This is a genomic window from Cypionkella sp. TWP1-2-1b2 (assembly GCF_049896245.1).
In the GTDB taxonomy this organism is placed as follows: Bacteria; Pseudomonadota; Alphaproteobacteria; order Rhodobacterales; family Rhodobacteraceae; genus Cypionkella.
The window spans coordinates 23,276-39,325 of the sequence record NZ_JAFCTX010000005.1; the positions used below are offsets into that span (position 1 = coordinate 23,276).

The 16,050-nt window shown below is 59.6% G+C and carries 15 protein-coding genes; 11 read left to right on the forward strand and 4 right to left on the reverse strand.

Annotation, left to right across the window (positions count from 1 at the left end; genetic code table 11):
- Positions 1 to 49 precede the first annotated feature (49 nt).
- The 7 genes from ACP7AP_RS04200 to ACP7AP_RS04230 all read left to right on the forward strand — a co-directional run bounded on the left by ACP7AP_RS04200 (position 50) and on the right by ACP7AP_RS04230 (position 7,100).
- Entirely contained in the window at positions 50 to 1,120 is a 1,071-nt protein-coding gene (locus ACP7AP_RS04200; protein ID WP_426032548.1) for a cupin domain-containing protein, read from the forward strand.
- A 67-nt stretch (positions 1,121 to 1,187) separates the two neighbouring features.
- The gene (locus tag ACP7AP_RS04205) at positions 1,188 to 1,580 is read left to right on the forward strand and encodes a cytidine deaminase (protein WP_426032550.1); all 393 of its coding nucleotides are present in this window, start codon (positions 1,188 to 1,190) and stop codon (positions 1,578 to 1,580) included.
- Positions 1,580 to 2,887: a thymidine phosphorylase gene (locus ACP7AP_RS04210; RefSeq protein ID WP_426032552.1), complete on the forward strand. Its 1,308-nt coding sequence runs from the start codon at positions 1,580 to 1,582 to the stop codon at positions 2,885 to 2,887. The genes ACP7AP_RS04205 and ACP7AP_RS04210 overlap by 1 nt, the downstream gene beginning before the upstream one ends.
- A complete protein-coding gene (locus ACP7AP_RS04215) occupies positions 2,888 to 4,084 on the forward strand; it encodes a phosphopentomutase (RefSeq protein ID WP_426032554.1) in 1,197 nt (398 codons plus the stop codon).
- A 114-nt stretch (positions 4,085 to 4,198) separates the two neighbouring features.
- Positions 4,199 to 5,194: an adenosine deaminase gene (locus ACP7AP_RS04220; protein ID WP_426032556.1), complete on the forward strand. Its 996-nt coding sequence runs from the start codon at positions 4,199 to 4,201 to the stop codon at positions 5,192 to 5,194.
- Positions 5,187 to 5,819, forward strand: a complete 633-nt coding sequence (gene upp, locus ACP7AP_RS04225) for a uracil phosphoribosyltransferase (protein WP_054006893.1) — start codon at positions 5,187 to 5,189, stop codon at positions 5,817 to 5,819. The genes ACP7AP_RS04220 and upp overlap by 8 nt, the downstream gene beginning before the upstream one ends.
- A 66-nt stretch (positions 5,820 to 5,885) precedes the next feature.
- Entirely contained in the window at positions 5,886 to 7,100 is a 1,215-nt protein-coding gene (locus ACP7AP_RS04230) for an SPOR domain-containing protein (protein ID WP_426032558.1), read from the forward strand.
- Positions 7,101 to 7,288: 188 nt separating this feature from the next.
- Here ACP7AP_RS04230 and ACP7AP_RS04235 read toward each other — a convergent pair whose 3' ends face one another.
- The gene (locus ACP7AP_RS04235) at positions 7,289 to 8,305 is read right to left on the reverse strand and encodes a hypothetical protein (protein ID WP_426032560.1); all 1,017 of its coding nucleotides are present in this window, start codon (positions 8,303 to 8,305) and stop codon (positions 7,289 to 7,291) included.
- A 64-nt stretch (positions 8,306 to 8,369) separates the two neighbouring features.
- The gene (locus tag ACP7AP_RS04240; protein WP_426032562.1) at positions 8,370 to 9,992 is read right to left on the reverse strand and encodes an AMP-binding protein; all 1,623 of its coding nucleotides are present in this window, start codon (positions 9,990 to 9,992) and stop codon (positions 8,370 to 8,372) included.
- A gap of 100 nt (positions 9,993 to 10,092) precedes the next feature.
- Here ACP7AP_RS04240 and ACP7AP_RS04245 point away from each other — a divergent pair, with 100 nt between their 5' ends.
- Positions 10,093 to 11,013, forward strand: coding sequence for a DMT family transporter (locus ACP7AP_RS04245; RefSeq protein WP_426032564.1), 921 nt, complete (start codon positions 10,093 to 10,095; stop codon positions 11,011 to 11,013).
- 97 nt (positions 11,014 to 11,110) lie between these two features.
- Here ACP7AP_RS04245 and ACP7AP_RS04250 read toward each other — a convergent pair whose 3' ends face one another.
- The gene (locus ACP7AP_RS04250) at positions 11,111 to 11,689 is read right to left on the reverse strand and encodes a thymidine kinase (protein WP_426032861.1); all 579 of its coding nucleotides are present in this window, start codon (positions 11,687 to 11,689) and stop codon (positions 11,111 to 11,113) included.
- A 533-nt stretch (positions 11,690 to 12,222) separates the two neighbouring features.
- Between ACP7AP_RS04250 and ACP7AP_RS04255 the strand changes: the two genes are divergently transcribed.
- Positions 12,223 to 12,675 (forward strand): hypothetical protein, encoded by a 453-nt coding sequence (locus ACP7AP_RS04255; RefSeq protein ID WP_426032566.1) that lies wholly within the window; start codon positions 12,223 to 12,225, stop codon positions 12,673 to 12,675.
- A gap of 103 nt (positions 12,676 to 12,778) precedes the next feature.
- Here the strand turns inward: ACP7AP_RS04255 and ACP7AP_RS04260 are convergent, their stop codons facing one another.
- Entirely contained in the window at positions 12,779 to 14,140 is a 1,362-nt protein-coding gene (locus ACP7AP_RS04260; RefSeq protein WP_426032568.1) for a DEAD/DEAH box helicase, read from the reverse strand.
- Positions 14,141 to 14,479: 339 nt separating this feature from the next.
- On the opposite strand from ACP7AP_RS04260, the gene ACP7AP_RS04265 reads away from it, so the two are divergent.
- Together ACP7AP_RS04265 and ACP7AP_RS04270 are read left to right on the forward strand one after the other, a co-directional pair.
- A complete protein-coding gene (locus tag ACP7AP_RS04265) occupies positions 14,480 to 15,202 on the forward strand; it encodes a HipA family kinase (protein ID WP_426032570.1) in 723 nt (240 codons plus the stop codon).
- Complete coding sequence (locus ACP7AP_RS04270; protein ID WP_426032572.1) at positions 15,193 to 16,044, forward strand: DUF3037 domain-containing protein; 852 nt, start codon at positions 15,193 to 15,195, stop codon at positions 16,042 to 16,044. Before ACP7AP_RS04265 ends, ACP7AP_RS04270 begins: the two co-directional genes overlap by 10 nt.
- The last annotated feature ends 6 nt before the right edge of the window (positions 16,045 to 16,050 follow it).

The following is a 16,050-nucleotide window of genomic DNA, read 5'->3' on the forward strand; positions in this document are numbered from 1 at the left end:
ACATGGCCAAATACGGGCCGAACAACTATGGGCCCAAAGGGAAAAGTTAATGTCTGATATTCGCGCCGAAATCGTGCTGCCGACCCTCGACTTGCGTAAGGATTTGCCGTTCTTTACCAAGACCTTGGGGATGCGGATGGATATGATTTACCCGGCGGATAACCCGGCGGTGGCGGTGATCTCGGGCCACGGGTTGCGGCTGCGGCTGGACGCCGAAAGCAAGGCCGCCCCCGGTTTGCTGCGGATTTTGACCGATGATCCGATTGCCGACGGCGCGAAGACTTTGACCTCTCCGGGCGGCACGCGGGTGGAAATTGATGAGTTGAACCCGCCGCTGGTGCTGCCGAAAACCGAACATGCCTTTGTGGTCCGCCGCTTGGCCGATCAAGCGCCTTGGGTGATCGGGCGTGCCGGCATGGAATACCGCGATCTGATCCCGACTCGGTTGGGCGGTGCGATGATCGCCAGCCACATCCGGGTGCCGGATGGCCCGGTGCCGGATATGGTGCATTACCATAAGGTTGGGTTTCAGCTCATCTTCTGCGTCGCGGGCTGGGTTGATGTTCTCTATGAAGATCAAGGCGATACTATGCGGATTGAAGCGGGCGATTGCTTCATTCAGCCGCCCACCATTCGCCATAAAGTGCTACACTCGGAAGGCGTACAGGTGGTGGAAATCGGCGTTCCTGCCGAGCACGTCACCGAGATTGACCACGTTATGATCCTGCCGAATGGCACCGTTAACCGTGATCGCGAATGGGACGGCCAGCGTTTCGTGCACAATATTGGCAGCACAGGGGCGTTTGCGCCGTTCCGAATTCCGGGGTTTGAGGCGCGCGATACCACCATTAACGCCAACACCAAGGGGGTGGCGTCGGTGATGGTGGCGCGGCCAAATGGGGTGGCTCCGTGGACCAAACATCAAGGCGATATTCTGTTCAGCTTCGTGATGACGGGCGATATGGTGCTGGAGGGCGAGGGCAAAGCCCCCTTCCGCCTCGCCCCCGGCGATGCCTTTGTGATCCCGCCCGGCATGGCGACACGCTATGCGGAATGTTCGGGCGATTTGCAGGTGTTAGAGGTCTCGCTCCCCGGAAATCCGCCGACGCAGATTTTGTAGCGCACTTGCACTTTGGCCTGAAGCGGCTCACAGTTCTGGATCATATGGTCAGGAAGTGGAGCCGCTGATGTCGTTGTTAACCGCTGCAACCGAGGTGCGGCTGCGCGCCTATGCGCCCTATTCGCGGTTCAAGGTGGGGGCGGCGATCCTGTCGGTTGAAGGCAATCTGCACGTCGGCTGTAACGTCGAAAACGTGGCCTACCCGGAAGGCACCTGCGCCGAAGCCGGAGCGATTGCGGCGATGATTGCGAGCGGTGACACAAGGATTGCCGAGATTGCGGTGATCGCTGATAGCCCCGAGCCTGTGCCCTGCTGCGGTGGCTGCCGTCAGAAAATCGCCGAGTTTGCGGGTCAAGACGTGCGGGTAACGCTTTATACCACCAATGGAAAATCGAAATCCCTGACGGTGGCGGAATTGCTGCCGGGGGTGTTTACCGCTGCCCATATGGACAATACCTAATGGATGCCCGCGCCATTATCGTCAGCTTGCGCGATGGCGTGGTGCCCTCGACCGAGCAGTTGCAATGGTTCGCGCAGGGGCTGGCCTCTGGCGCTGTGAGCGATGCGCAGGCGGGGGCGTTTGCGATGGCAGTGCTGCTGAAAGGCTTAGGTGAGCAGGGGCGTGTGGCGCTGACGCGGGCGATGCGAGACTCGGGGCATGTGCTGGAATGGGACATGCCGGGGCCGGTGCTGGACAAACATTCCACTGGGGGGATCGGCGATTGCGTGTCGCTGATGCTGGCGCCTGCGCTGGCGGCTTGCGGCGCCTATGTGCCGATGATTTCGGGGCGGGGCTTGGGCCATACCGGCGGGACTTTGGACAAGTTGGAATCTATTCCGGGGTTCAAAACCGGGCTTTCCGAAGACCAGTTGCGGCGGCAGTTGAAGGATATTCGCTGTGCGATTGTCTCGGCCTCCGCCGAAATTGCGCCTGCGGATCGACGGCTTTATGCGGTGCGCGACGTAACGGGAACGGTGGAATCGGTGGATCTGATCACCGCTTCCATCTTGTCGAAAAAACTGGCGGCTGGGCTGGAAGCGCTTGTTCTGGATGTGAAATGCGGGTCCGGCGCGTTTATGAAAACGCTAGCCGAGGCGGAAGCTTTGGCGCGGGCCTTGGTGCATACAGCACAAGGGGCGGGCTGTATGACCAGCGCTTTGATCACCGATATGAGCCAGCCTTTGGCGACCGCTGCGGGTAATGCGCTGGAGGTGATTGAGGTGATGGAGACGCTGACCGGCACTTCTGTGAACGCGGCGCTGTGGGATATCACCATGGCTTTGGGCGGCGAGGCTTTGGCCTTGGGCGGGCTTGCGGCCGACCCTGCGGATGGGGCTGGGCGGATTGAGCAGGCGCTGGAATCCGGGGCTGCGGCGGAATGGTTTGGCCGCATGGTGGCGGCGCAGGGTGGGCCGCTGGATTTTGTCGAGCGCTGGCCGGATCGTCTGCCTGCGGCGACGGTGATCCGTGAAGTGCCAAGCCTGCGGCAAGGCTTTGTCACAGCGATTGATGGGCAGGGTTTGGGTCTGGCGGTGGTTGGCCTTGGCGGTGGGCGACAGCGCGAGGGCGACAAGTTGAACCTGTCGGTCGGGCTTTCTGATCTGGCTGGACTTGGCGAGGATATCGGTGCGGGCGATCCGCTGTGCATGGTGCATGCGGCGACGGAAGCGGCGGCGGAAGAAGCAATTCTGCGGGTGCAGGCGGCCTATGCGATGGGGGTGGTGGCGCCGCCAGACCCGGATTTGATCATCAAAAGGATCGCTTAGGTGGCACGCGCGTTTCTGATCGTGATGGATTCGGTAGGCTGTGGCGGCGCGCCGGATGCGGCGGATTTCGGCGATGCCGGGGCGAATACTTTGGGGCATATCGCCGAAGCCTGTGCTTTGGGGCGGGCTGAAGTGGCGCGCGCGGGGCCATTGCGGATGCCGCATCTGGATCGTTTGGGCTTGGGGGCTGCCATTCGGCTGGCCTCCGGGTTGGAGGCTCCGGGGTTTGACGCAGTGCCCGTGGGTCGTTGGGGGGCGGCGACAGAGGTGTCGCGCGGCAAGGATACGCCCTCGGGGCATTGGGAACTGGCCGGGGTGCCGGTGCCGTGGGATTGGACGTATTTCCCCGATACCGTCCCGGCGTTTTCGGATGATTTGGTGGCGTTGGTGTGTAAGTTGGCCGGAACGCAGGGGATTTTAGGCAACTGCCACGCCTCGGGCGTGCCGATCATCGAGCAGCATTGCGCCGAGCATCTGCGCACCGGCTGGCCGATTTGCTACACTTCGGCGGATTCAGTGTTCCAGATTGCAGCACATGAGGAAGCGTTTGGGTTAGAGCGGCTGTTGAAACTGTGTCAGGATCTGGCGCCGCATCTGCATGCGATGAAGGTCGGAAGGGTGATCGCACGGCCTTTTACCGGGGTGCCAGGGGCGTTCAAGCGCACCTCCAACCGGCATGATTATGCGATGGACCCGCCGGGGCCGACATTGCTGGAATGGGTGCAAAGCGCGGGGCGCGAGACGCATGCGATTGGCAAGATCGGCGATATTTTCTCGATGAAGGGCATTGGCAAGCTGTGGAAGGGCAAGAGTGATCTTGACCTTTTCGGATATTTGTATGGCTTGCTTGACAATGCCGAGGACGGTTCCTTGACCTTTGCCAACTTTGTCGAATTTGACACGCTCTATGGCCATCCCCGCGATGTGGCGGGATATGCGCGCGCGTTAGAGTGGTTTGATGCCCGTGTCGGGGCGTTTCTGGCGCGGTTACGTCCCGGCGATCTGGCGATTTTCACCGCTGATCATGGCAATGATCCGACTTGGGCGGGGACTGAACATACGCGGGAGCGGGTGCCGGTTGTTTGCGCGGGGATTGGGTCTGGTGGTTTGGGGCTGCGGGCGTTTGCGGATGTGGGGGCGAGTGTCGCCGCGCATTTGGGGGTGGCTGCGCAAGGGCCGGGAAGGTCGTTTCTATGACCTCCCCCGAGGGGCTAGCCCCCCAGCCCGGCCACGGGCCGGGCGTTCTTCGCGGAAATCCTCCACTGGAGGATTTCTTTTCGCTAATCACCGCATGATATTTGAGCAGATAGGATGAACAATTTGAGTAAAATGCCGAAGATTGAGCTGCATTTGCATCTGGAAGGTGCAGCGCCGCCTGCGTTCATCAGGGGGCTTGCCAAAGAGAAGAACATCGACATTGGTGGGATTTTCAACGAGGACGGCAGCTATCGCTTCACCAACTTCTGGAACTTTCTGAAGGTCTATGAGGCGGCTTGCGAGCCGCTGAAAGGGCCGCAGGATTTCTATCGCCTTACCCTTGCGGTGCTTGAAGAAAGTGCTGCAAGTGGCGTTCTTTACAGTGAAACTTTCCTAAGCCCTGATTTTTGCGGCGGCCGCGATTTGGGTGCTTGGCGTGAATATCTGCACGCGATCACCGAAGCTGCGACCAAAGCCGAGAAGGATTTCGGCATCACTTTGCGCGGCATCGTCACGCCGATCCGGCATTTCGGGCCGGAGAAGGCGCGGGAAACTGCGCGCTGTGCGGCAGAGACGGCGGGCGGGTTCATCACCGGCTTTGGCATTGGTGGCGATGAGAAATCCGGGGAATTGAAGGATTTCCTATGGTCGTTCGATATGGCGCGTGAGGCGGGGTTGCGGATCACCGCCCATGCGGGCGAGTGGAAGGGCCCAGATGAGGTGCGCGCGGCGATGAATGATCTGGGGGCAGAGCGGATTGGTCATGGCGTGCGCGCGATTGAGGATATGGCGTTGGTAGACGAGATTGCCGAGCGTGGCGTGGTGTTGGAGGTCTGTCCCGGCTCGAATGTCGCGCTTGGAATCTACTCCAGTTTCCGCAAGCATCCGATTGGTGAGATGTATGATCGCGGCGTCAAGGTCACCATCAACACCGACGATCCGCCATTTTTCCACACCACGATGGCGCGGGAATATGAGATGCTGCACCAAGCGTTTGACTGGGACGAGGCGGTTTTTGCCACGATTGCCCGCACCGCGCTTGACGCGGCGTTTTGTGACGCCGATACCAAAACCCGCATTCTGAAAACTCTGGAGCAGGCCAATGGCTGAACATCTGACCGTCGTTTCCCACCCATTGGTGCAGCATAAGCTGACGCTTATGCGCGAAAAAGACACTTCGACCGCGTCTTTCCGCAAGCTTCTGCGTGAGATCAGCCTGCTTTTGGCCTATGAGGTGACGCGCGAGTTGCCGATGACCACCAAGCACATCGAGACGCCGATTGAGCCGATGGACGCGCCGACGATTGACGGCAAGAAACTGGCGCTGATCTCGATCCTGCGGGCCGGTAATGGCTTGCTGGATGGCATCTTGGAACTGATCCCGGCGGCGCGGGTGGGCTTTATCGGATTGTACCGCGACCCGGAAACACTGCAGCCGGTGCAATACTACTGCAAGCTGCCCGATCATCTGGAAGAACGGGTATCGATCGTGGTCGATCCGATGCTGGCGACGGGGAATTCGAGCGTGGCCGCGATTACGCTTTTGAAACAATCGGGTGCGAAGAATATCCGGTTTTTGTGCTTGCTGGCGGCCCCCGAAGGCATTGCGCGGATGAAAGAGGCGCATCCCGATGTTCAGATCGTCACAGCAGCAGTAGACAGGCAACTGAATGACCACGGATATATTGTTCCGGGGCTAGGGGATGCGGGTGATCGCATGTTTGGCACTAAATAAAGCTTAGCCCCCTTTACTCGGAAACAATCCTGACGCATGATTTCCCAAAGCTACTTGGGGGTAGTCATGCTATTGAAAATTGTATCGGTCGCAGTGTTTGCGGCTGTGATGGGTCCGATTGTGGCCTCTGCGCAGACAGTGGCGCAGATTGGCCAACCTGCCGAGCGGCCACCTGCAAGCTTTAAGGGCGCGCAATACGTTGACAGCCGGGGCTGCGTTTTCATGAACGCAAGCTATGCGGGTGCTGCGCAATGGGTGGCGCGGGTGGACCGCAGGCACAAGGTTCTGTGTGGCTATCCGCCAACATTTGGCGCCCGGCCTGCGATTGAAGTCGCCGAAGATGTGGCCCCAGTGGCACCGGTCAAGGTGGCCCCGGTGGTGGTGGCTGTGGCCCCTGTGATGGTCAAGCCCGCGAAGGCCAATGCGCCGATGGCGACGGTGGCCAGTGCGATGATGCCCGAAGCTGTGGTCGTCGCCCCCGTGCCGCAGGTGCGGGTGGAACATTCGACCGCAGGTCTGGTGGCGAGTTTGCCGACCCCGGCGCAGGCTTATGAGCGAGCGGCGAGCGTTGGCCCGGCTGCGGGCAAGATCGGCTGTTATACCTCGGCTCCGGTGGCGGAAGTGGTACGGTTGCGGAGTGGCGGCACGGCGGTGGTCTGTACGCGCGGTGATGGCACGCTGACCGGCTGGCGGCCGCCGATCTATCCGCGCAGTGCAGGTGTCGGTGCGGCGCTGAGCGAGCCTGTGCAGGTGGCGCGGGCTGATAATTCTGGCGTTGGACGGGTGGCTGCGGCCCCGGTTTATGCCTCGGCTGCGGTGCCGGATGTGGTGGTGCCGAAAGGCTACAAAGTGGCCTGGACCGATGGCCGCTTGAACCCGCTGCGTGGCGTTGGCACGGCAGAGGGGCAGGCGGCGCAGGATCAGTTGTGGACGCAGAAGGTTCCCGCACAACTGATCAGTGATGTGCAAAAAGCCAAGACCCGCAAGCACAAGCCAGTGGCTTCGGTGACGGTGTCCTCAAAAGGGCAGACCGAGGCCGCGCCTAAGCCCGTGCGTGGCGGGGCTTGGGTGCAGGTTGGCACCTTTGGCGTGGCCGCAAATGCGGCGGGGGCTGCGGCGCAGTTGCAGGCTTTGGGCCTGCCAGTGGCGAAGTCGAAGTTACAGCGCGGCGGCAAGGATTTGCAGATCGTGATGGCGGGGCCGTTTGGCTCGGGGGCTGATGCGCAGGCCGCGTTGCGGATCGCGCGCGGGGCCGGGTTTGGCGACGCTTATATCCGCTAAGGGTCTAGACTGTGGTTTGAGAAGGCCCTTCGGTTTGCGCCGGGGGGCTTTTGTTTTTGGCCGCAAAATCTTTCCCCGCTGGGAATGACTTGTGGAAACATCGCAGATATGGTGCGAAAAACACTACATATTGTGCCACGAATGATTGATGCTGCGAGAAGTCCTTGGTTGGCGCAATCTGCGTTGGCTTATAAAGTGCAGATGTTTTGCAGAGCTTTCCAGTGCTTGTCACTGAGAACCTGGGGTTGGCTTCCGTTCGGGAACGGGTCGGCCTCGATCAGCGGCAGGGTGGTTTCGCCGGATTTATCCAAGGCATAGGCATAGGGTTGTGCTGTGATTTTCGCCGCAGTGAACGCGACGAGCAGGGTCTCATCCGACAGCGTGATCGCAGGCGGGGTCAGCAGGCTTTGGCCGTAGCCGGTCAGCGCATCTGTCGAAATCGCCCCGCTGGCGAGCAGGCGTATGGTGGCCATCAGGCCAGCCTTTTCAAGCAGCGGCTGCATTGGATCATTCAGCATCGCCTGGCTTGTGGTGGCAAGAATATAGCCTGCGAGGACGTCGGGCGTGCTGGTCTGCACCAGCTTTTCGGGCAGGATCAGCAGATCACCGGGCAGCGCGAGCGGGGCTTGCAGCGCATCGCGCACCACCAGCACATGCGGCGGATGGGTGGGATTCAGCCGCAGGCCCAAGGCAACCGAGGCTGCGGTGCCCGCTTTGCCAGTGCAGGGCGATCCGGTCAATCTGGTGAGGTCTTGCAGCGCCAATTTGCCCAGATCGCTGCGGGTGGCGGCGGGCAGCATGGCGGCGGTATAGTCGATCAGCTTGCCCGGCAGCCAGAACACCGCCAGCGAGCCTACCACCGCGCCAAAGCCACCCAGCAGCACCCCGCGCAGGCGGCCCGGCTTGGGGCGGCGGCGCTCCAATGCAGTGCGGACGGTGTCCAGTGCCGCCATCATCTCGCGGTCGTCCACCTCAAGGGTTTCGGGGTCATCCTGACCGGGGCTGTACAAAGCGGGCAGTTTGCCGGGGTTCAGCCGGGTCAGCGCAGGCAGCGACCACTGCGCCAGAGCCATCTCGGTCTTGGGATCTGACAGCACGATGGTGGCTTCGCGCAGGCCAACGACAACCTCGCGCAGTTGCGCTGACGGGGTTTCGCGCCACAGCCCAGGGCTTTCCAGCCGCAGGTATTTGCGAAGTGCTGTCATTGCGCGGAAGTGTCTTTCCCTATTCTCATGGGGTTACGATAGCCAGTTGCTGCGCAGGCCACAATCACGCGTCCATCAGTTTCGCCACCGCACGCAGTTCAAACTTCTGGATTTTTCCGGTCGAGGTCTTGGGAAGTTCGGCGAATACCACGAATTTGGGGGTTTTGAAGCCAGCGAGCCGGGTGCGGCAATGCGCGATCAATTCAGCCTCGGTGGCGGTGGCGCCCGGTTTCAATTCGACAAAGGCGCAAGGCACTTCGCCCCATTTCGCATCAGGCTTGGCGACGACGGCGCAAAGCAGCACCGCGGGATGGTGCATCAGTGCGCCTTCGACCTCGACCGAGGAGACGTTCTCGCCGCCCGAGATGATGATGTCTTTGGCGCGGTCGGTGATTTTCAGATAGCCGTCAGCGGTTTGAAACGCGATGTCGCCCGTGCGGAACCAACCGCCCTTGAACGCCTCGGCGGTGGCTTCGGGGTTTTTGTAGTAGCCCTTCATCACCATATTGCCGCGCATGGCGATCTCGCCCAAGTGCGCTGCATCGCGCGGGACGGGGTTGCCATTGGTGTCGTGGACTTCGGCCCCCTCCAGCATCGCCATGGCGACCCCGGTGCGGGCTTTCAGGCCTGCGCGATCTTCGGGGGCAGCGTCCCATTCGGTTTGCCACAGACATTCGGTGGCGGGGCCGTAGGTTTCGGTGAGGCCATACACCTGGGTGACGTTGAAGCCGAGTGGCTCAAAGGCGGCGAGGGTGGCGGCGGGGGGCGGTGCGCCTGCGGTGAAAACTTCTACGATGTGAGCGAAGGTGCGGCGGTCTTCCGGTTTGCAGTTGATCATGGTGTTCAAGACGATCGGCGCGCCGCCGAAATGGGTCACACCTTCATCGGCGATGGCGTCATAGATGGCTTTCGCGGTGACATCGCGGCAGCAGACTACGGTGCCGCCGAGCATCGGGATCATCCAGGCATGGCACCAGCCGTTGCAGTGAAACAGCGGCACGATGGTCAGATAGGTCGGGAACAGCTGCATCCGCCAGGCGATGGTGTTGGCGGTGGTCGCCAGATACGCGCCGCGATGGTGGGTGACGACGCCCTTGGGCCGCCCGGTGGTGCCGGAGGTATAGTTGATAGCGATGCTTTCCCATTCGTCTTCGGGCATCAGCCATGCGTAAGCGGGGTCGCCTTGGGCGATGAAGGAATCGTAGGTTTCATACCGGCCCGAGGCGGTGAAGCCATGGTCCACCACCTCGATGATCTGTGGCGCGGGCGTGGTCATCTGCGCGATAGCGGCTTCGGCGAGCGGCAGGAAAGCGGTGTCACATAGCAGCAGTTTCGCCCCGGCATGACCGAAGATATAGGCGACGGTTTCAGCCTCTAGCCGCGTGTTGATGGTGTTCAGAACGGCTCCGCAGGCGGGGACGCCAAAATGCGCCTCGGCCTGTGCTGGGATATTCGGCAGCAGGGTCGCCACCACATCGCCGGGCTGGATGCCGTTTTGCGCAAGGGCATCGGCCAGTTGGCTGACGCGGGCGGCGTATGCGGCATAGGTCAGGCGGGTGGATTTCCAGATGATTGCGGTGCGGTGGGCGAAGACATCGCTGGCGCGGCGCAGATGTGACAAAGGTGTCAGCGGCGCATAGTTCGCCGGTGTTTTGCCAAGCCCGGCTTCATCTGCCAACCAGCCCATGTTGTCGTCTCCCCGAAACCCTGTGCGATATGTCGCATTCTGACGTGCAGAGTGGAAGCGTTCCGGGCAGTTGGGAAGTTGAAATCCGAAGGATCATGCGATGTCCGCGACGAAAGACCATACTTTAGCCGCCGCCGGACTGATCTTTAGCTATGCGATGATCATTGGCTTTACCGACAATTATGTGAAGGTGATCGCAGGCGAGGCCGGGCTGTGGCAGTTTCACTTCACCCGGACGGCGATGGCGATGATCCTGCTGGGCTTGGCGGCGGTGCCGTTGGGGCTGCGCTTGCGCCCGGTGAACCTGCGGGCGGTGCTGGCGCGGTCCACCATTCATGGCGCGGCTATGGTGATCTACTTTGGCGCTTTGGCGTTTCTGCCGGTGGCTTTGGTAGCCGCAGGGCTGTTCACCGCACCCATATTCGTGCTGCTGATTTCGCGCTTTGCTTATGGCCATAGCATCGGCCCGGTGCGGATTATCGCGGTGGCGGTGGGGTTTATCGGCGTGATTCTGGTGCTGGGGCCAACGGCGATGTCCGGCGCATCTGTGGCGGCCTTGCTGCCGGTGATTGCAGGTGCGATGTATGCGATGGGTAATATTGCGACGCGCGAATGGTGCCCCGAGGAAAGCGCCGAGACCCTGCTGGCCGGGTTCTTTCTGGCCTTGGGGGTGATTGGTGCGCTGGGCATGATCGCACTCGCGTTGTGGCCGATTGCGGTGCCTTTGGGGACAGATGGGTTTTTGCAACGCGGGGCGGTTTGGGCCTCGGGTGAGTTCTACTTCTGGACCTTTGTGCAGGCGGCGGGATCGCTGCTGGGCGTCGGCATGATGATCCGCGCCTATCAGATCACCGAGGCCAGCCGAGCATCGGTGCTGGAATACAGCATCCTGCCCGCCTCGGCGTTCTGGTCTTATCTGATCTGGGGCGAGACGCTGACAGCTTTGGCGGTGTGTGGCATGGGGCTGATCGTGGTAGCAGGGTCGATGATCGCGCTACGGGCGAAGGCGCAAGAGGGCTAGCGCCGCTCTTTGCTCGCTTCGCCACGCGCATCGCTAGTTGGCGCGAGTGGCCGCGCGCATCGCCTGAGCGAGGCGGCCCGCAAGGGCCAAAGAGCGGCTATGCGCCCACCGCTTCGCGCCAATGGCGGCGGCAGAGCGAAACATAGGTTTCATTGCCGCCGATCTGCACCTGTTCGCCGTCTTTCAGCGCCCGGCCATCCGGGCCACGCCGGATCACCATGGTGGCCTTCTTGCCGCAATGGCAGATGGTGCGCACCTCGCGCATCTCGTCCGCCCAAGCCAGCAGTGCCGCTGATCCGGGGAAAAGATTGCCTTGGAAATCAACGCGCAAGCCATAGCAGATCACGGGCACGCCCAGATCATCCACCGCTTGGGCCAACTGCCAAACCTGTTCTTTGGTCAAAAACTGCGACTCGTCGATAAAAACACAGGCAACCGGACCTGCGGCAAAACGATGCTTCAGCTTTTCGAACATATCATCGCCGGGGGCAAACGTATCCGCCGCTTCGCCAATACCGATGCGGCTGGCGATCCGACCCTCGCCTGCGCGGTTGTCGAATTGGGCAGTGATCAGATAGGTCTGCATGCCGCCCTCGCGGTAGTTATACGCGGCTTGCAGCAGCAGGGTCGATTTGCCTGCGTTCATCGTGGAATAGTTGAAATACAGCTTGGCCATGCGCCGATCTAGCGCATGGCCAAGGTCAGAGGCAAGACCGTGCGAGGAGATCACGGGGACTTGCCGCAGCGAAACACGGACACCAACTCCAAACCGGCATACTGGCAACTGGCAGATAAGCAACACGGCACATAAGCAACAGACACAGGAAGCAACGGGCACATAAGCGACGGGCACATAAGTAGCGGGCACATAAGCAACAGACACAGGCAGCAACGGGCACATAAGCGACGGGCACATACGGGGTGGGGCCATTGCTGACCCGCCTCAAATGGTTACGCGCGATCAGGCAAGCCCGAACGCAAACTTAAGCGGCAGGCCCGCCGTGCGACCGTGACACTTGCCCCAGATCACCCTGACGGGCCTGTGCACGACGGAACCCCACCCACGCCAACGCTGGGGGCGCTGGCCACTCACTACGCGTTCCGGTTGCCCGGCACACCTTTATGCATGACAAATCCTTAGGGCGGGATTAATGGGAAAAGACAGAATGAATTCCCCGGCTTAGCCGCAAGGGGAGGGTGGAGCGGATTATGAGTACCGAAAGCTATCTGAAAAAACACACCGAAGCGCTGGTGAAAGATGTCGGCATCGAGGCGGCTTGTGCTTTGACCGGAAAGTCAAAGGCGACGCTGGGGCGGTATTACTCGGATTCGGGTGAGCATGACGATCGGTTCATGCCGATTGACGTGGTGGCCCAGTTGGAATCGGCCGCGCGGTTTCCGCATGTGACCGAGGCTTTGGCCGATCTGCGCGGCATCACGCTCAGCTACGATCCAGAAAAGCGCAACGCCGACAGCAAGGGTGTGAATGCCGATGTGGTGGCGCTGGCGCAGCGCTTTGCCATGCTGATGGCCGAGTATAACACGGCGATTGGCGACGGGGTGATTTCGGTGAATGAGGCCAAGCGGATGCTGCGGGAAACCTTGGCGATTCAACAGGTTCTGCTGGATATGAAGCTTAATCTGGAAGATGAGGTCAGCTGAGGTTGCGCAGGCTTTTGGCTTTGTGCGTGCAAGATTTAATAAGATTTAGACATAGAAAAAGCGCCCGGATGATCTCCGGGCGCTTTTCATTTTCGCGATGGTTTTAGCGTGGGGTGCGGGCCACAGCCGAGCGCGGCTTGGCCGCACCATCAACGCGGCGCGGCGCAAAGCTGCCGCCAGCGGGTTTTGGTTTGCCCTGCGGTTTCGCACCGGGCTTGCCGGGGGCCGCACGTTGGATCGGTTGGCTGCCGGGCTTTTGACCGCCACGACCCATACCGGGGCGCTGGCCACGATTCTGGCCGGGTTTCGGTGCGGCAGCAACCGCATCCGCTGCCCAAGGCGCGCCACCCAACACCGGGATCGGCTTTTTCAGCAGCTTTTCAATGGCTTGCAATTCGCCCATTTCCGCAGGCGCGCAGAAGGAAATCGAGGTGCCTTCTTTGCCCGCCCGCGCGGTGCGGCCAATGCGGTGCACATAGTTTTCCGGCACGTTCGGCATGTCAAAGTTATAGACAAACCGCACGCCAGGAATGTCGATGCCGCGCGAGGCCACATCGGTCGCCACCAGCACATCGAGTTCGGCCTTGCGGAACTCGGTCAGCGTGCGGTCGCGCTGGTTCTGGCTTTTGTTGCCGTGAATCGAGCCTGCCTTGAAGCCCCAAGCCACCAACAGCTTCATCAGCTTTTCCGAGCCATGCTTGGTGCGGCCAAACACAAGCGCCTGCTCGCCCGGATGTTTCAGCAGATATTCTTTCAGCATCAAAGCCTTATCGCCATTCGGCAGGTAGTGCACGCCTTGGTCGATCCGCTCTACCGGCTTGCCCGGAGGCGCGACTTGCACCTTGATCGGGTTTTGCAGATAGGTCGCGGCCAGTTCCTCAATATCCTTCGGCATGGTCGCCGAGAACAGCAGGGTCTGGCGTTTCAGCGGGATATGCTTGGCGATTTTGCGCAAGCTATGGATGAAGCCCATGTCGAGCATGTGGTCGGCCTCGTCCAGCACCAGATAGCCGGTGGCGTGGAGCGAGACATCGCCGCGCTCCAGCAGATCAATCAGACGGCCCGGCGTGGCGACCAGAATATCCGCGCCGCGTTTCAGGCGTTCGGCCTGCTTGAACAGGCTGGCGCCGCCAACAACCATGGCGACCTTGACGGCAGTGCCTTTGGTGAAAACCTCAAGGTTATCCGCGATTTGGGCGACGAGTTCACGGGTTGGCGCAAGGATCAACGCCCGCACGGTTTTGGGGGCAGGCGGGTGGCCCAGATCAAGGATGCGGTGCAGCAAGGGCAGACCGAAGGCGGCGGTCTTGCCGGTGCCGGTCTGCGCCAGACCCATCAGGTCTTTGCCCGCCATGATATGCGGAATCGCCTGCACCTGAATCGGCGACGGCATTTTCAGGGTGGTTTTTTCCAATGCTTTCAGGATGGTTTCCGAAAGCCCAAGGTCTGCGAAAGTGGTGGTCATAACAGTCTTTCCGGCGGCCCATAGCCGCCCGTCCACCCCGAAGGGCGGCAGTGGGAAGCGACCCCCCCTCGCATCAGGCGCTTGCCCAATACCGTGGCCGTCGCGGAACCCCTGCGTGCGGTGGGAACCAGTCTCGGGGTCTTACACATGCCCACGCGGCACGGACGCTCCGATTGGGGGGAGATCGCAGATTGGGGGTGGGGTGTCAAGGGGGACGGGAGGTGGCAAAGGTACAAGCTATGTTGCGGGTCTTGGAGTAAAGGAGCGGAGCACATATTTCTTGTATCGTGGTTCTGTGTCATTCAGTCTGTAGATGTGCCGTTTGTTCCGGGAGGGTGAGTGCAAGTATCTGAGATACTCAGGCGATCTGAACAAGGCGTCACACAACCGTTTGTCTGTCGTGGGCGCGACGGCAATGTGTATTTTGCTAAGGGACGAAATTTAACCCGAAAAGGTCTTGTAGCGGAATATGTGTCTGCAGAGCTTGCGGAGCTATTTGGGGTTCCAACGCTTGAGCATACAATTCTCAACGTGCCCCGAGAACTTGTAGTCGTATCCTCAGAGTGGCGGCTGAAGGACCTTGGCCCTGGACCTGTTTTTAAGACATTGGCAGCGGCACACTTGTCCGAGATCGACATAAACACCGCCAAGAACGTTGATCAAGCTGTTCGGAAAAATGTAGCAGTTTTTGATTTTTGGATAGGCAACGGGGACCGAAGCCTGACTGAGTTTGGCGGGAACCCGAACCTGTTTATCGATCTTTCTGACGGCTCCCTTGTGGTCATTGACCACAACTTAGCATTTGACTACGAGATGAGCTTGGTCAGACAGCTTGAATTACACGTATTCAGAGACGATCTAAGGTTGGCCGCCGGGTCGGCCTCTGAGCGTAGTTTGTACGCTGGCAAGATGGCGACTTGTCTGCAGGATTGGCCCCGAATCGTGGCGTCGATTCCCGATGAATGGTACTATCTGGACGATGAGATGACCGAACCCGCCATTCTTGATCTTGCGCGGATGAAGACATGGCTTGAGCGATTGTCGATGAATGAATGGAATTGAATAATACAATGTATGTGATGGAGTATGGAATAGTACGATTTTCCCCGTTCGTTGAGACGGAGGAGTTTGCAAATATTGGTATTGTACTGATTGCACCCGAGGTTGGTTTTTTTGGCTCGAAAATTCAGTCTAGGAAGTACAGCAGAATTACAAATTTTTTCGATCCGTTGCCAAGAGATATTTACTTGTCAGCCACTCGGCAGCTCAATATTGAGTTGAGCCGAATAGCCAAGGTTTCTGCAAATTACTCTATCAAGCAAAGGTATTTTGACTTTGGTGAGAAGCAGATAACGCGCTTGGTGTTTCAGGATTTGCTTCGCCGTAAAGAAGGTGCGATCAGATTCAGTCCTGTGAAACTGGTGCTTGCCGCTGATCCGCAGGAGAAATTGCAGGAACTGTATAGACATTATGTTGATCGCGAGTTTGCAACTCCAGTATACAATGAGCGTTTGCTCGAACTAGAGGTACGGGGTAGATTGCAAGATTTTGATTTGGCGCGTGATTTTTCCAGTCAAAAAGTGGGGGATGGTACTTACCAAGCCAGATTTCCATTCGTGAAAACTTTGGACGGGAGTATTAAGAGGATAATTAAACCATTGTTTTTGGGGCAAGAACGACCTGAGGCCATAATTGATCATGGCAATAAATGGGCTTACACGGTGACGAGATTGCGTAAGGCGGGCGTTCTGCCTAAAGAAATTCTATTCCCAATTCGACCACCAAAGGATGGTCAAAAACGGCTTGTTGCATATAAAGAAGCGATTGAATTACTCAACGGCGCAGGCGTTTCGACCATTTTGGCAGATGAGAAAGCAAAGATTATTGAGTATGCGCTTGGGTGAGGCAAT

Coding starts and splice junctions, on each gene's coding strand:
- ACP7AP_RS04240 (WP_426032562.1), bottom strand. CDS start 9,992: ATGGGCTGGTTGGCAGATGAAGCCGGGCTTGGCAAAACACCGGCGAAC.
- ACP7AP_RS04210 (WP_426032552.1), top strand. CDS start 1,580: ATGGATGCCCGCGCCATTATCGTCAGCTTGCGCGATGGCGTGGTGCCC.
- ACP7AP_RS04250 (WP_426032861.1), bottom strand. CDS start 11,689: ATGGCCAAGCTGTATTTCAACTATTCCACGATGAACGCAGGCAAATCG.
- upp (WP_054006893.1), top strand. CDS start 5,187: ATGGCTGAACATCTGACCGTCGTTTCCCACCCATTGGTGCAGCATAAG.
- ACP7AP_RS04200 (WP_426032548.1), top strand. CDS start 50: ATGTCTGATATTCGCGCCGAAATCGTGCTGCCGACCCTCGACTTGCGT.
- ACP7AP_RS04245 (WP_426032564.1), top strand. CDS start 10,093: ATGTCCGCGACGAAAGACCATACTTTAGCCGCCGCCGGACTGATCTTT.
- ACP7AP_RS04220 (WP_426032556.1), top strand. CDS start 4,199: ATGAACAATTTGAGTAAAATGCCGAAGATTGAGCTGCATTTGCATCTG.
- ACP7AP_RS04270 (WP_426032572.1), top strand. CDS start 15,193: ATGGAATTGAATAATACAATGTATGTGATGGAGTATGGAATAGTACGA.
- ACP7AP_RS04255 (WP_426032566.1), top strand. CDS start 12,223: ATGAGTACCGAAAGCTATCTGAAAAAACACACCGAAGCGCTGGTGAAA.
- ACP7AP_RS04235 (WP_426032560.1), bottom strand. CDS start 8,305: ATGACAGCACTTCGCAAATACCTGCGGCTGGAAAGCCCTGGGCTGTGG.
- ACP7AP_RS04205 (WP_426032550.1), top strand. CDS start 1,188: ATGTCGTTGTTAACCGCTGCAACCGAGGTGCGGCTGCGCGCCTATGCG.
- ACP7AP_RS04260 (WP_426032568.1), bottom strand. CDS start 14,140: ATGACCACCACTTTCGCAGACCTTGGGCTTTCGGAAACCATCCTGAAA.
- ACP7AP_RS04230 (WP_426032558.1), top strand. CDS start 5,886: ATGCTATTGAAAATTGTATCGGTCGCAGTGTTTGCGGCTGTGATGGGT.